Consider the following 13,855-nt stretch of genomic DNA (forward strand, 5'->3'; position numbering starts at 1 on the left):
AACCATAGACCAGCGTGCCCATCGCAAATACCGGGGAACGGCTGCCATCGGTCAGGTTGCCGCCGTGATATTGACCGGTCGTCAATTCATATTTAACGCCGCCGGGACGTTGCATCACCGGCAGGGACGACGAGGCGATTGTCGAGACGCGGGTACGGCCATTTTCCTCTTTGACGGTCACCGTCAGGTCGCCGGCACTCCCGGTGCTATAGAGGTCGGTGAAACGAAACGGCCCCGGCGGCGCCGTGGTTTGATATATGATGTTGCCATTCTGGGATACCGTCACCTGCGCATTGGCGTTCGCCACACCGGTTATCACCGGGGCAAAACCGCGCTGACTGTCGGGTAACATCGCCTCCTCAGAAGACAGTTTCATACCCCGAAACGGGATGCTGTCAAAAATGTCGCCGCCGGTATAGGTTTCACCCGCCGTGAACTCGCTGCGCAGTGAGGGGACATCACGTTGCAGGTAGGTATTGCTCACCTGCCATTGGGTCTGTGCCGGCGTGGAAAAGCTGGCGGTGGCCTCGTTGCGCTGACGATTGTAACTGTAAGTTTGCGTGCTGCGCAGACGCCACGGCCCCAGATTTAACCCGTCACGAAAAGAAGCAAACAGGTTACGGGAACGTGATCCTCCCCAGTTTCCCTGACGGTCATAACGGCCTTCCGACCCGTTGACCGTGTAGTTCATCAAAAAGGCCGGGATGCCGTTATCCCACAATGACGGATCAACCATCCCGGAATAGTGGGGCTGCATGGCGACCTGCGGGACACTGAGATCCAGACGCAAACGGGCGAAATCCAGTGTGGCGCGGGCGTGCGGGATCTGTTTCGTCAGATCGGTGATGAGGCTGTCGTCCGCTTTACCCTGAAAAGCCGGTAATCCGCGGGTATTGACCCCATACCCTTCCAGTTGTGCGACGGTTAATACCGGCTGGAGATGGCCGTTAACCTGCCTGAATTCAATCTCGCGGCTGTCCACCCGATTCTGGTTCATGTAGACATCCACCAGATAGCGCCCGGGGGCGACATAGCCCGCGTTTTCATACGCCGAAAGATCGACATGACTGCGTTCACCGTCAGCGCCCATCAGGAACGCCGGATTAAAGTATTCCCGCGCTGAGGCGGGTAGGGCCGTTGCCGTCAGTGAACACAGCAGGCATAGGTATACCGGCCGCGGCCGGAAACTGCCCGGTTGACCGGGCGCACGCTGGTTACCCGCCCGCGGTGCAGACGGAAATAAAGTGTTTATTGCCATAGCTCATCTCTGCTTCTAATTTAAGCCTGTGCTGTTGATATTGAGGTCGCTTTGCCGGTATACCGTCCGCCGATGCGGCGGGTTTATAACGGGACGTGGCGATCCTGATTGTCGCCGGGAAAACGCCAGATTAGTGGCCCTTGTCCCCCGGCGGTAAACGAATAGGTTTGTATGCCTTTCGGGGGCACCATCGTCTGGCGGGTGTGGTCATCCGCATGCTGTGTGCCCATTTTCAGGACCGAAAAGGCCAGAAAATAGGGCGTGGGATTTTCCACTCGCAACTGCGTCCCCTGAAGGGAAAATTTCACCTGTTTAGCCACCGTGGCGTTATCCCGGGCGGGGACGCCTTTAGGGCGATAAAACAACCGGATATTCATCTGTAAAGCGACCTGCACCCGCGAGTTCTTGCCGGTCTGGCGCTCAGGCACGCGCGTGTCCGGTACGGCGACGCCGGGGATAGCCCGCAACGAGACCACAAAGGCCGATTCCCGATCCGGCGGTAACTGCCCGCCAAGCTGGCGAATACGGAACGAGAATTTCCCGCCGGCCTCAATCCGCTTTAACGGCGGCAGGACAACAAAAGGGGGAACCAGCCCGGTTTGGGTGTCAAAGCGACCGGTATCGGGGTCCATCGGGCTGACAAATCCCTGTACCAGATAGCCCTGCGCCGTATGGTTGGTCATACTGAGGGTCACCCCGCCGGGGCTGTCTTTAGCGACATACGATAACTGCATCGGGGAGAACGATAACCCCGGATTCTCCGCCGCCTGCGCCTTTAACAGGCCGCCCAGCAGCAGGGCGAAACAGAAGGGGTAAATCATTGATCCCGCGTGTGCTCGCTTGTTCCCGTTACTGACTCTCTTCACTTTCCACCTCTGGATAAAACAAGGGCGAATTTAACCCGCCACGTTGGCGGTAAACAGGTTTGAAGCCCCGCCGTAATCATTAATCATCGACCAGCTCACCGCCTTTTTGCCTGCCTGTCCGGTATAGGTCACACAATCCTGCGGCGCTATCATCGAGGGATAGCGATTCAGATCGAGCGTCTGTCCGTCCAGCGTGAGGCTGTCCAGCGACAGGAAATACGGCGTGGGATTGCACGCCTTAATGCCATCGGGTTGCGACTGAAAGCGCAACTGCCCATACGCCTGTTCCGGCAACATCGGCAGGCCATGCGGTCGCCAGAAAAACTTAATCCGCATTCCCACGCTCATCGACGCCTGATCCCGAGCGTGCTCATTCGCCATCGGATGGGCGGCGGGGATAGCATTCATCTGGACATACCCGAGCGATTCCCGACCCGCCGGAAAGGGGGACCGATTAAACGTCGGCAAAATACGCAGACTGTTCTGACTGTTGGCCTCCAGCCTGAACAGCGGCGGCGTCACCACAAACGCCGGTGCGGTTTTCTCCTGATCGCCTGTGATCCTCACCTGCACCAGCCACGCCTGAGGTGTGGTGTTAACCACCGTCAGCGTCTGTGCCCGCGCCCCTTGGGTAAAAATCACCCGGGTTTTATTCAGGCTGATACCGGCTGCCTGACAGGGTTCTGTGCCGGCCATGCCTAACCCTAGACAGAATAGTAGTGGTGCCAGCCTGTACCGCGTTGTGCGCATCCGACCTGTTTCCACAACGCCTCCTGATACCTGTTACCTGAGCGGTACTCAGTGATAATCAAATTGAAATTGAATGTGCGCGGTCAGTTCGCCGGGGGTGGGGACTGCCGTGCCGGATTCATGTCGCATATCCATCTGGAAGGTGATTTGACCGTCTTTAACGGCGTTACCCGGTGATGCCAAATCCACATAATCGCCATTTTTCAGGTAGCTTCCCAGCCCGCCTTCCGGTGATTGATAGCGCAGGCCAAAACCCACATTTCCCGCCACAGTGGAAACCTTATCCCGAAATAACGTCGGGTGGTTCTCCGGCGTGGGGCCGGCTATTTTAATCGCCGGGGTCCGGCCCGCTCTGGCTGATCCCGCACAGCCTGACAACGCCAGCGTCACAGGCTTGTTGTCCGCTGCTTCGATATGTTCCGCGCTGCGCTGCACTTCGTTAAGCGGTATGGATGAAAACTCGACATAGGATGTTTGTACGTTGAGTTCACAGGTTGGCTGTTCCAGCGTTAATGCCAACGTCAGTTCTGCCGTGTTTGAACTGGCTCCCCCGGGCAGGGGGACGGTACAAAGCAGGCCGGCCAGCGTTGTCCATTTGATAAGAATCCACGGTTTGCACATTACGGTATCTCCCCTTGATAGGATGATGATCCTCCGAGGTCATTAATCACCGTCCAGCTTACTTTGGCCGGGTAATGTGCGCCTTTGAGCGGGAAAGCCAACGCCGAGAACGGGGAAACCATGTTCTCTTTCTGTTGTTTCGTCATCAGTTCCTGTCCGTCCACTTTCAGGGAGGTGAAGGTGATGTAATAGGGTGACGGATTCGTGACCGTTATCCCCTCGGATGTCGGTTTGAAGCGCAGTGAACCAAATCCTTGCTCCGGCGCAACTGGCAGCCCTGACGGGCGATACATCAGCTTGATCGTGTTAGCCAGAGCAACCTGTACGCCCCCGGTGATCTGCTTACCAGAGGGTGTATTGGATTCGGAGCTTAACGGGATGGCTTGCGCGGTAAACCAGAACAGGGATTCCCGGTCGGCGGGCAGTGCCTGGCCGGTTTTGATGATGCGTACTTGATTCTGGCTGCCGGGCTCCATACGAAACAGGGGCGGAGTCACTACAAACGGCGCGGTTTTGCCTCCCTGTGGAGCAGTGCTGACCGTCATTTGCATCAGATAGATGGTCTCCTTACTGCTGTTGCGCACTGAGGCGGTTGTCGCATGGCTATCGGCCGGGTAGACAATGCGGGTGGCATCAATACTCACTCCCTCCGCCTGTGCAGCGGTGACCGCGCCGCCTAACAGACCGGTCACTATCATTGCTGTCATCAATCTTTTCACTGAGTCACCTGAATGTGTCTGGTTTGGTGTTGCATCAGCAAGAATTGGACTTCCCTGTCCAATTCCGCTGCTATGATGCCCCTAGCACTTGATGTCGTATGATTATTTATAAACCACTTGGAATGTTACTGGAGCTATTACCTCTTGAGCAGCCGGTACGCCTGACTTGGAAACCAGAGCCACTTTAAATGCTGCCATGCCTTTGCCTTCGGTTAATGGTTGTGAGAAATCAATTTCTTTATCATCAGTGAGGTTAATCTTATCTCCGCTAGCAATGGCATTACTTTTGTGATACACAGCCACCCCTGCGGTAGCGCCAGGGTTGGCATTAAATATCTTCTTACCTGTATCAATGGTCTGTCCAAAAACATTCATCTCAATTGCAGCAGTAGGCTTGAATTTGTTGCCTGTTGTGGATCCATATTGAGGACCACACTTAACTAGTTTGACCTCTATATTTTTTGCTGATAGGGGGGCAGCAGGTTGCAGGGTTTGAACATCTGCTGCGCCGAATCTCCCCATATCTAATTGGTAGCTACCTTTAGTACCAGTAGCATCACCTTTAACATCGAGCTCACAAGTCGCCGCGCCTATGGTAGCCATCACGTTTACCGTAGCACCACCTGAAGCATGTGCCATCCCCATCCCCATGCTTAAGAGCACTGCGGCTAATACGCTGGTTTTCATCATTTGCTTTTTCATTTCATTAATTCCTTATCTACATCTCGTCGTTAATACATTTTGCCTAAAACAACACCATGACAGATTAAACAACCGGGCCGCTAGCGCGGTGCATTTACTGGTCATTTAGAGTTATTTTGTTTGGTTATTAACTATATGAAATATATGAATATTAATATTCACATTACGAAATCACTTCTGCCTTATGCCATTTTGTTTCAGGATGTCAGCCTGTTGCATAAGAAAAGGAATATCAAATCGCTCAAAAAACGACCTTCAAACAGGTCGTAATATCCGTAACGAAAGAAATAATTTCCTTTTGTAATCAAAAAATTAAGTAAGTTTTTACAAAATAATACAAAAAATCGCTTTTAAGTGATGAAATTTTCCGTATACTGCCCCGGCGGTTGACAATAACCGAACAAAATAACTCTAAATGTTCGGTTTTTTGTCCCATATCAGAAACTGATGTCATTGAAAGCCACACCACTATTTCGAGTAACATTTTCCCCACGTTTACACTTTCTTACCATTACGCAGAAACACGAATCTCCAGCATCGCAAAAGCGTTACATTAATTATTCTTATTGATTTTCAGCATTGAAGGGATTAATCGAGGATTCGTTTTGAGCCATGATCTTCAACTCGATTCCATAATGATGGCAGCTATTCAACATGGCGATGGCGGATTCAAACGACTATCTGAATTCTAATAACTTCGTCAAAAGGGGATATGAACAAGAGTGGTTTTTTTAATTTGTGGTAATAACATAGCTGACAGAAAAATCATAAAAGTGACCGTTCCGTCGGTCACGAAACTCAGCCATCAACGGGTTTATCGATCCCCCGATTGGCGTCGAGTTCAGTTAACATCCAAATTTACCCAATGTCGCTTCCGCAATAGGGATATATTGGTCTGTTAATTTATTGATGCTGTTATTGGTTGCAGGATAACTACAATCAAGGAAAAACCAGTTTATCGGTGTCTCCAATATTGAAGCGATCTGCACCAAATGGGATAAATTAATTCGGTTTATCCCTCTCTCATAACGTGAGAGTTGTTGCTGACTAATGCCTATTTTTTCCGCCAATTTTACCGCGGTCATGCCCAACTCTTTCCTTCTTTTTTGAATACGCTTCCCTACTAATAGATGATCTTGTTTCATTTTCATCCCAGCCTTTAAATTAAAAAAACACCTTTTTTATGGCATCGCCAAAATTATTGTCCCTGATCCTGAGAAAGGTCCTGCCTCTACTCTGCCATTTTTTTGTAAAATTGATTTCACTGTAACGGGTACATTTCCTCCAGCCGGTACAAACACAGCCACACCATCTTCACCTTTGCTATCATTTAATAGCAACTTAGCTTTCAAGCTACCATCGTTTCTCAACGGTACAAATTCCCCATTAAGGCCCGTTGCTATCACGATAATCTTTATGTCTACATTGCAGGTCACATTGATATTTCCCGTTTGGGTTGCACCGTCTAGTTTTGCCTCATCAATGCTGCCGTAATTAAGCTCAACTGAGCCTTCACTGACTTGACAAAAACCTATCGGCGGTGGTGCAACACCACATAAAGAGCCAGGCAATAATCTTCCATGAAAGCCATTTTGATCGGTTTCGTAAAATAGCCCGACACATTCCTGATGAGACCGAATCGCAGGGCCAAAATGTTTTGCCACTCCGGTGATCGGAAAACTGGTATATTTCAATATCTCCGCCTGCACTTGTTTCATTGTCTTAAATCTTTCCACCCGAGTATTAAATATCCTATAGGGCTGCCCTGAATAACCATCAGCAAAATGGCGATGGTTAACCGATATCCAACATGCAGAATAACCATAACAAGGATTTGGCGTAAAATCGTTTTCTTGGTCCCAACGCTCAATGACAAAAGTATAATAGGCATTCGTAGGAACACCTTCGGATTTAGTGATATATGAAAATATTGATGCAGCCGCACTTGATGAAAACAGTGATAAAAATACCAGGCAAACAGAGAATAATTTTTTCATTTAAGCTACCTAATAAAGCTGGGCAAATTAGTCATAATTCAGATTAAATGTCGCAATCGCATGAAATGCGCCTCGCGTAATCGTCTGGTTAGCTAGCGCTATGGGTTCTGCCTGCACATAGGCTTGTAGTGCAATCAAGTTTTCACCCTCTTTTAACGGATAGGCATCTCCCTCTTTATTCAACGGCAACCGTCTGCCTTCTGCCGTTTCTATACCAATGGCAATCCCAGCGGCTTGGCTTCCCGCACTTAATGCTAATAAGCCCGGCAATTGCGTATTTTCTATGCCGCTAAATGTCAGTTTGAACGATTTGCCCACACTCATGTCGCAACCAGATAATCTGAGCAGAAAAGGTTCGCTATGGGTCCTGCCATGCAGATACAAATATTTTTCAGAAATTGTTGCAAAATCGAGCTGGATATCTTCATCACCCGGTTTAATCGTGCAAGGTTCTTTAACCAATGCACCGTGAAAACGCATATTATCCGCAGCCTGTACCCCTTGATGGCCATAAACCGTGGCAGCAATAACCATAAGACCCACCCGCAACACGAATAATTTTAAATATTTCATTGAGTTTCCTTTCACTGGTATTCCGCCAGCAATGTCGCCATCACTTCAAACGCCCCTTCCGGCAACGTGCTTCCTGGTTTTTTCACCGGCACCGCTTGTATTACCGGCTGTTTCTGTGATGTCACCGGAATACGCTCATTAAGGGTGAATGCTTTACCATCCAACGTCAGACGAATGCCTAAATCGGTAATATTGGTTTGCAACGCGGCGGCATCAAATGAGGTTGACGGGCCAATCACTGTCAATCCTAAACTCCAACCTGAGATATTAGGCGCACAGACCAACTGATAATTCACGGGCTGGGTATAATTCACTCCATCCACCTGATGGATGCCAACATTGTGACCAAAATAGACATCAATCATATTGCCGTCATCAATAACGCAAGGAGGCGCTTCAAGCAGTGTGCCGTGAAACCACATATTATCGGCTGCCTGTCCCGGCATCACATTGATGAAACCTAAACAAACCGCCCAGAAAACACGATAGATCAGAGGATTCATTGCATGTCTCCCGTTCACTGGTATTCAACCATCATGGTCGCACCCGCGCCAAAGTCGCCGCCTTTCAATACCGTAGCCATATCTTTTACCGGCACCGCATATAATTCAGGAAAATCAGGATAGTTAAATTTCATCCAGTCATTGACGGGCAATTTTCGTCCGTTATGAATAACAGCGATACCAAGCCCAGTGTGATTGGTTTGCAACACCGCCGGATCAAAACTGGCGGTGTTGCCCGAGATCATCATTTTCATGGCATTAGCCGGCATTTTTTCACATTTCATGCTGTATTTGACCGGTTGCATATAATGAACCCCGTCAATCCGGGTAATCATCACATCGCCAAAATCTACATCGATAGTATTACCATTATTAATCACACAAGGCGGAGGTGCGATAACCACGCCGTAAATATTGACCGGTGTTTTACCCGAAAAATTACCGGCAGGTCTTGCGGCTATATTTCCCCTTGTTGTCAGTAAATCAGCCTGAGCACTCACACTCAATAAACAGCCAATCAGTAATACGCTCCATTTTCTTTGCCTGCGATACCGTTTCTTTATTCGCAGAGAACACCAAGAAAGAGAACACCGAGAATTAGTCATAATTCACCCTGAAATCCACCACCGCGCGATATTGCCCAATCCCTAGCGCTCTCGGCGTCCGTACTGGCGTCACGTAATATTCCAAGCTGTCCTGTCCCGCAGCCACAAAACGTGGGCGTCCCCGCTCTCCCAACCGGATATCATTGTTAGCGGTATCTGTTATCTGTAACCCCAATCCGCTGATACCGCTCACCCGCACCAGATGTGGATAATCGCGATCCGCCGGTGCCACAAAACTGACCGTCACCACCGGCTGTAAATGGTTCCACGTCAGATTGCTGGTCCGCATATCATGTACGGCTCCTTTGGTTCGCAGACAGTCACGAAACTTCAATGTGAACGGTATCGGTGTCCCTTTATCACCTGACCGACGTAAATCACTGTTTGGTGTTACCCCCAAATTCACCTCCTGCCATGCAGAGGTCATGTCCAGTCGACAAGCCGCCTCAGTCAGCCCACCAAACACATGCAGTTCGCCGTGCAAGCCTTCAATATCGGCAGCTCGCTTTTCCACCGCCTGACTCTCTATCACTGGTATCAGCCAGATCGCCAGTGTCAATCCGTAGCCTATCCGCTTGATGTTCATCGTCGTTCCTCCCGGCTTCGCCCGTCACGACGAACGTTGAGCTACCTGACAATGGTTGCCTGAACAACTAAAAATCAATTGCGGCCGGCCGCCATAATCATTGACATATGTCAGCACCGGCGCACTGCCTAATGCCCCGGCACTCCCACTCAGCACCACATTACTTTTGGGCGCGATCATCAATGGCTTAAAGTCCACCACCGTTTTACCCTTAAGCTGGCTTGCTGCATCCACCACGGTGATGTAATAGGGTGTCGGGTTGTTCACCTGATATCGGTCCCCCTGACGCGTCAAAGTCATCTTCTCTTGCCACGGATTATCCAAATCGGTACGGCTGGCAAAAATGGCTTTCGGACGATAGAACAGCTTGATCCGGGTTTGTAGCGCAATCTGCAAGGTATTCGGTTTCTTGCTGCGTGGTGGAATTTCACGCAAATTAAAATAGAACAAGCTTTCCCGATCTTGGGGTAACTGTGCAATTGTTGGCAGTGACTGAATTTTCACCTGGCTCTTAGCGCCCGGTTCCACCCGCTGCACCGGTGGTGTCACCACTAACGGACCATTGATTTTGTTACCCTGCTCATCTTCTATCCATCCCTGCGCCAGATACGGCAACTCTTTGTTCTGGTTGCTGATATCCATACTGGTGGATTTGTCCCCACCGTTAAACACAATCCGGGTACGATCCAGCGCAATCGCCGCCATTGCCTCACTGATCACCGACAGACTTAGGATAGCGATCGTGACTACATTGATTGTTTTCTTCAATTTCATATTCAATGACTCATTCTTAGAATAAAACTATTTATTACCGTCGATTGACTGGCAGAGCAGTAATAACGAAGCCATCTCTTCGACTTTTGGTAATTGATGTGGCAGCTCAATCACACACTGCAACTCCCCATCCCAACGCACATCCAGTTTCTCTGCCGGATTGATCCCGCTTAGATAGACATTCCCACCATCACTGACGATACCGATCTCCCGTTGATCCTTATTCAGCACCGTTGCCCCAAACGGCGGCGAGCTACCATCCGACAAGCGGATCATACCCATCGCTTTTTCACCGGATATCACTTGGAATTTACGATAACCAATCGCCCCTTCCGTCAGTGTTGCTTGTTGTACCGACCGGATTGCCTCCACATTGTCCGGCAGTTTGTTCAAATCAATACTCGCACTGTTGCGGTAATAGTTGTTTACATCAGAGATCACCGCCTTACCGAACATATTGGTATGGGTAATCGCGCCGAAGCCTTTCACCGGTACGCCACCGACACCATCGGTATCCACCATCAAACGGGTGGTCCCGGGCATATTAATGCGATGCAGTGCCGCGCCTTTCGGCGTCACGGTCATCCCCCCCTGAATAGAAAGCGCTCCCGTGGTATAACGTCCATCCTGATAACTCGCACTGGTCGTCAGTTGAGCGCGATCGCCGTAATGGGTTAAATAACCGTTAGCCGCGGCCTTGCCGTCAATACTGGAACCAACCGCTAAACGATAGTTACTGTTTTCATTAATCCGGTCGTAATAACCTACCGTGTGGGAATTACCTTCCCGGTTGGCCATTGCGTTATAACTGATCGTTCCTGAATTACCCCACGGCAGGGATAATGTCATATACATCCCGTCGTCATTTTTACCTTCATATTTATTACGGTAAGCAGACAGATTCAGGTTAATGTTCTTATAACTGCCAATATCAAAATAACGTGATATCGATAAGTTATAGCGATCGTTATTCGAACGGTTCCAATAAGTCTGGTGGCTGTAATTCAAGTAGATACTGGTACCAATATGTGTGAACTGCTTATTCAACATAATGGTGTAAAGTTCTTTATTACTCTCCGCATCACCATCGTGATAACGGCGATCCAGATACTGGCTCATACTCATAAAGTCACGTTCCGAGAAACGGTAACCGGCAAAAGTCACCTGGCTGTCATACTCCTCAAAACGCTTGGAATAACTGAGACGATAAGAGCCACCAGTCAATGTTTGGTCCTCATCCGGTAAATGGGCGCGGGATTCAGTGACATCAAAGGAAAGTGCGCCAAAGACCATCAGATCACGCCCAATCCCCAATGACAACGCGTTATAATTCCCGGCCCCCAATATCCCACCGTACAGCGACCAACCATTGTTTATTCCCCAAGAAAACTCACCAAGACCAAAGCCCGATCCCTCACTGTGATGTTTCCAGTTAGTCGGCTTACCCGCGGCCAGTTTGTACTGTACCCGGCCCGGACGGGTTAAATAGGGAATATTCGCGGTATCGATCTGAAACTCCTGTAAACCGCCATCCTGCTCCTCTACCCGCACATCCAGTTTGCCGCTCACTGCATCATTGATGTCCTGAATACGGAATGGACCTGGCGCAACTTGGGTCTCATACAACACCCGTCCCTGCTGACGAATCGTCACTCTGGCATTGGTTTTCGCTACCCCCGTCACCTCTGGCGCATAGCCTCGCAGGTTCGGCGGCAACATATTGTCATCTGTCACCAGACTCAAACCGGTAAAACGGAAGCTGTCAAAGATATCTGAATTAAGGTAATCCTCACCCAACGTTAGCTTAGCCTGCCAATGTGGTATTGCCCGGTACAAGTAATAACGGCTCCAATCCCAGTTTTTCTCTGTGCTCCCTGCCCGCCCCGTGACGTGGTTATACTGTGATTGCCAGTCTGCCCGTAGCCGCCACGCCCCCAAATTTATCCCGGTCGTACCATTAGCACTGACATTCTGATTTTCACTTCCCTTTGCCGGCTTAGCGATCTGAGCATTGACGTTATAATCAAACATCATTCCGAAAATCCCCTCATCCCAACGTGACGGCGGGTCCCAGTCTGGTGAGTTATATTCGAGATAAGCCTGAGGCATACTCAGGTATAGCGTGTCACTGCTCAGATCACCGCGCGCTGTCATGCCAGGCAGCGTTTTAATCTCCAGACACTGATTATTGTTCCACCAGGTCATCTTTGATTCCCATTCCGCCCGCAGCCCCAACTGCTTCACCAGCTCAGGCGACAAACACGCCACACTCCCCTTCGGATCATCCGGTGGTACCATAAAAGTCACCGGCATCTCCGGCAGCTCGCTGTTATTCAGACGTACCGCCATCTGATAATCCCCCGGCATGATATAACCGGCGCGGGAAAATTCTTTTAAATCAATCCGAGCCCGATCCTGAACATCCAACACATCCGTATTAAATTCAATTTCCTCTTCCGCATACACCGCATGAGTACCCATTAAAGCAAGCAATACCAAAACAATAAGAAGTTTCAGGACACACCGAACCGAGACCACCCTGTCATATTCAGTGGTCAAACCCAAAAACAAAGCCATAACATTCCCAGATCGATGATTAGTGATAATCCAGCCTGAACCGAACCGTGGTTCGATACTGCCCCGCTTGCAATAACTGGTGATTACTCACTAATCGCATTGCGTAATTAAGGGTCATCTGCCCTGCCTGTAACCCCTCCACCGGTAGAGGAGTTCCCGGATATGCCTGATTGCCGTACATGTCTGTAATTTGTAATGCCACTCCTTGAGCCACACCCGATAACCGGAAATTGTTCCCATCCGGTATGCCATCAAACATCACCTGAAAGTGACGCCAATCGGGTTTACCCAAAGTGGCAGAAGTCAGTACACAGTTAATCAAACGGATAGAAAAAGGACGCACGGGTCCCTGTCCATCATGTATCATCCGGCTTACCGGGATCATGGCTAACTCAATCGTCTGGTCACGACTACCTGCGTCAATCGCACAGGCCGTATCAATGATGGTGCCTTGCATGCTAACGCGACCATATCCTTGCGTTCCTTGTGGAACAGCCGTTTCAGCTTCAATAACACAGGAAAACATTAACAGGCAGGGCACTACAACAACGGCAGCATATCGGCTCATGACTTCTCTCCAGCTAAACTTATCCAAAACTTTTGATTAGGAAACGCCCGCCTCCTTGTCAGCGTTTCCGTGCATGAAAAGACTTATTGGTAAGTCAGCTGGAAGTTGGCAATGCCGGTGAAATTACCCGGAACAACGGCATCAGGTGAAGTATCACCTTGAAGATAGGCAGCAAAATGCAGATCATTATCACCATCATGCAGAGCGACAGCTGGTGAAGGGGTACCTAGTTTGATTTTGTTACCGCCCGCATCAGTGATCGCAATACCCGCACCTTTAGCAACGCCTTCGATACCTAGCAAACCATCACCGCCGACGATGCTAGATTTAGCCCCAACAAACGTCGTGGTGACTGTACTTATCGTTTCAGTCGTACAGTTATCTAAAGAAATTTTGAAGGGCGTGGAAGAAGAGCGGCCACCGTTTTGCAAAGATGCGCTAGAAATAGAGCCCAGTGGAACTACCTGATCAACCGTTTCTGGGGTGATAGAACAAGGTGCATCAGTAATAGACCCGGTAAAAGTCACCGTTCCGTGACCTTGGCTAGGATTCGCTGCATTTACCGAACCCGCAGCCAAAGCCACACCTAACCCCAGGGCCATAACCAATTTATTCAATCTCATGTGAACTAATTCCTTGAATTTAAGGATAAAATACCCATAACCATAAAAAAATAACCGTGCAGGATTCCAGCTCCATACACCTGATATTCAGCGCAAAATAGTTTAAAAATCTCGGATTAATATTTTCTAAACC

16 protein-coding genes are annotated in these 13,855 nt (G+C 49.5%); all 16 read right to left on the minus strand.

Annotated elements, in window-relative coordinates; genetic code table 11:
- A partial coding sequence (locus AACQ38_RS15520; protein ID WP_165578535.1) for a fimbria/pilus outer membrane usher protein occupies positions 1-1,258 on the minus strand: 1,258 nt, incomplete at its 3' end.
- An 83-nt stretch (positions 1,259-1,341) separates the two neighbouring features.
- On the minus strand, positions 1,342-2,079 hold the full coding sequence (locus AACQ38_RS15525; RefSeq protein WP_207631889.1) for a fimbrial biogenesis chaperone: 738 nt from the start codon (positions 2,077-2,079) through the stop codon (positions 1,342-1,344).
- Between the two features lie 75 nt (positions 2,080-2,154).
- Positions 2,155-2,820, minus strand: coding sequence for a fimbrial biogenesis chaperone (locus AACQ38_RS15530; RefSeq protein WP_228985133.1), 666 nt, complete (start codon positions 2,818-2,820; stop codon positions 2,155-2,157).
- A gap of 102 nt (positions 2,821-2,922) precedes the next feature.
- On the minus strand, positions 2,923-3,495 hold the full coding sequence (locus AACQ38_RS15535) for a fimbrial protein (RefSeq protein ID WP_165578538.1): 573 nt from the start codon (positions 3,493-3,495) through the stop codon (positions 2,923-2,925).
- Positions 3,495-4,214 carry a fimbria/pilus periplasmic chaperone gene (locus AACQ38_RS15540; RefSeq protein ID WP_165578539.1) on the minus strand — a complete coding sequence of 240 codons (720 nt, stop codon included), beginning with the start codon at positions 4,212-4,214 and terminating at the stop codon, positions 3,495-3,497. The genes AACQ38_RS15535 and AACQ38_RS15540 overlap by 1 nt, the downstream gene beginning before the upstream one ends.
- A 102-nt stretch (positions 4,215-4,316) precedes the next feature.
- A complete protein-coding gene (locus tag AACQ38_RS15545) occupies positions 4,317-4,916 on the minus strand; it encodes a fimbrial protein (RefSeq protein ID WP_165578540.1) in 600 nt (199 codons plus the stop codon).
- Positions 4,917-5,761: 845 nt separating this feature from the next.
- Positions 5,762-6,067, minus strand: a complete 306-nt coding sequence (locus tag AACQ38_RS15550; protein ID WP_058589287.1) for a helix-turn-helix domain-containing protein — start codon at positions 6,065-6,067, stop codon at positions 5,762-5,764.
- Between the two features lie 30 nt (positions 6,068-6,097).
- On the minus strand, positions 6,098-6,913 hold the full coding sequence (locus AACQ38_RS15555) for an MrpH family fimbial adhesin (RefSeq protein ID WP_011145151.1): 816 nt from the start codon (positions 6,911-6,913) through the stop codon (positions 6,098-6,100).
- A 27-nt stretch (positions 6,914-6,940) separates the two neighbouring features.
- On the minus strand, positions 6,941-7,486 hold the full coding sequence (locus tag AACQ38_RS15560; protein ID WP_165578541.1) for a fimbrial protein: 546 nt from the start codon (positions 7,484-7,486) through the stop codon (positions 6,941-6,943).
- 11 nt (positions 7,487-7,497) lie between these two features.
- Positions 7,498-7,989: a fimbrial protein gene (locus tag AACQ38_RS15565; RefSeq protein WP_165578542.1), complete on the minus strand. Its 492-nt coding sequence runs from the start codon at positions 7,987-7,989 to the stop codon at positions 7,498-7,500.
- A gap of 14 nt (positions 7,990-8,003) precedes the next feature.
- Positions 8,004-8,594 carry a fimbrial protein gene (locus AACQ38_RS15570; RefSeq protein ID WP_165578543.1) on the minus strand — a complete coding sequence of 197 codons (591 nt, stop codon included), beginning with the start codon at positions 8,592-8,594 and terminating at the stop codon, positions 8,004-8,006.
- A complete protein-coding gene (locus AACQ38_RS15575) occupies positions 8,587-9,180 on the minus strand; it encodes a fimbrial protein (protein WP_165578544.1) in 594 nt (197 codons plus the stop codon). Before AACQ38_RS15575 ends, AACQ38_RS15570 begins: the two co-directional genes overlap by 8 nt.
- 24 nt (positions 9,181-9,204) lie before the next feature.
- Entirely contained in the window at positions 9,205-9,954 is a 750-nt protein-coding gene (locus AACQ38_RS15580) for a fimbria/pilus periplasmic chaperone (RefSeq protein WP_165578545.1), read from the minus strand.
- Between the two features lie 27 nt (positions 9,955-9,981).
- Positions 9,982-12,531 carry an outer membrane usher protein gene (locus AACQ38_RS15585; protein WP_165578546.1) on the minus strand — a complete coding sequence of 850 codons (2,550 nt, stop codon included), beginning with the start codon at positions 12,529-12,531 and terminating at the stop codon, positions 9,982-9,984.
- A gap of 19 nt (positions 12,532-12,550) precedes the next feature.
- On the minus strand, positions 12,551-13,099 hold the full coding sequence (locus tag AACQ38_RS15590) for a fimbrial protein (protein WP_165578547.1): 549 nt from the start codon (positions 13,097-13,099) through the stop codon (positions 12,551-12,553).
- Positions 13,100-13,182: 83 nt separating this feature from the next.
- Positions 13,183-13,722 carry a fimbrial protein gene (locus AACQ38_RS15595; RefSeq protein WP_011145143.1) on the minus strand — a complete coding sequence of 180 codons (540 nt, stop codon included), beginning with the start codon at positions 13,720-13,722 and terminating at the stop codon, positions 13,183-13,185.
- Between the last annotated feature and the right edge of the window lie 133 nt (positions 13,723-13,855).

It is taken from the genome of Photorhabdus sp. RW14-46 (assembly GCF_963887965.1).
GTDB classification, from domain to species: Bacteria; Pseudomonadota; Gammaproteobacteria; order Enterobacterales; family Enterobacteriaceae; genus Photorhabdus; species Photorhabdus laumondii.

What these genes read in the sequence shown, in the direction of transcription:
- AACQ38_RS15575 (WP_165578544.1), bottom strand. Translation starts at nt 9,180, where the DNA reads ATGAACATCAAGCGGATAGGCTACGGATTGACACTGGCGATCTGGCTG.
- AACQ38_RS15595 (WP_011145143.1), bottom strand. Translation starts at nt 13,722, where the DNA reads ATGAGATTGAATAAATTGGTTATGGCCCTGGGGTTAGGTGTGGCTTTG.
- AACQ38_RS15590 (WP_165578547.1), bottom strand. Translation starts at nt 13,099, where the DNA reads ATGAGCCGATATGCTGCCGTTGTTGTAGTGCCCTGCCTGTTAATGTTT.
- AACQ38_RS15580 (WP_165578545.1), bottom strand. Translation starts at nt 9,954, where the DNA reads ATGAAATTGAAGAAAACAATCAATGTAGTCACGATCGCTATCCTAAGT.
- AACQ38_RS15525 (WP_207631889.1), bottom strand. Translation starts at nt 2,079, where the DNA reads ATGATTTACCCCTTCTGTTTCGCCCTGCTGCTGGGCGGCCTGTTAAAG.
- AACQ38_RS15565 (WP_165578542.1), bottom strand. Translation starts at nt 7,989, where the DNA reads ATGAATCCTCTGATCTATCGTGTTTTCTGGGCGGTTTGTTTAGGTTTC.
- AACQ38_RS15555 (WP_011145151.1), bottom strand. Translation starts at nt 6,913, where the DNA reads ATGAAAAAATTATTCTCTGTTTGCCTGGTATTTTTATCACTGTTTTCA.
- AACQ38_RS15530 (WP_228985133.1), bottom strand. Translation starts at nt 2,820, where the DNA reads ATGGCCGGCACAGAACCCTGTCAGGCAGCCGGTATCAGCCTGAATAAA.
- AACQ38_RS15550 (WP_058589287.1), bottom strand. Translation starts at nt 6,067, where the DNA reads ATGAAAATGAAACAAGATCATCTATTAGTAGGGAAGCGTATTCAAAAA.
- AACQ38_RS15585 (WP_165578546.1), bottom strand. Translation starts at nt 12,531, where the DNA reads ATGGCTTTGTTTTTGGGTTTGACCACTGAATATGACAGGGTGGTCTCG.
- AACQ38_RS15570 (WP_165578543.1), bottom strand. Translation starts at nt 8,594, where the DNA reads ATGACTAATTCTCGGTGTTCTCTTTCTTGGTGTTCTCTGCGAATAAAG.
- AACQ38_RS15535 (WP_165578538.1), bottom strand. Translation starts at nt 3,495, where the DNA reads ATGTGCAAACCGTGGATTCTTATCAAATGGACAACGCTGGCCGGCCTG.
- AACQ38_RS15560 (WP_165578541.1), bottom strand. Translation starts at nt 7,486, where the DNA reads ATGAAATATTTAAAATTATTCGTGTTGCGGGTGGGTCTTATGGTTATT.
- AACQ38_RS15545 (WP_165578540.1), bottom strand. Translation starts at nt 4,916, where the DNA reads ATGAAAAAGCAAATGATGAAAACCAGCGTATTAGCCGCAGTGCTCTTA.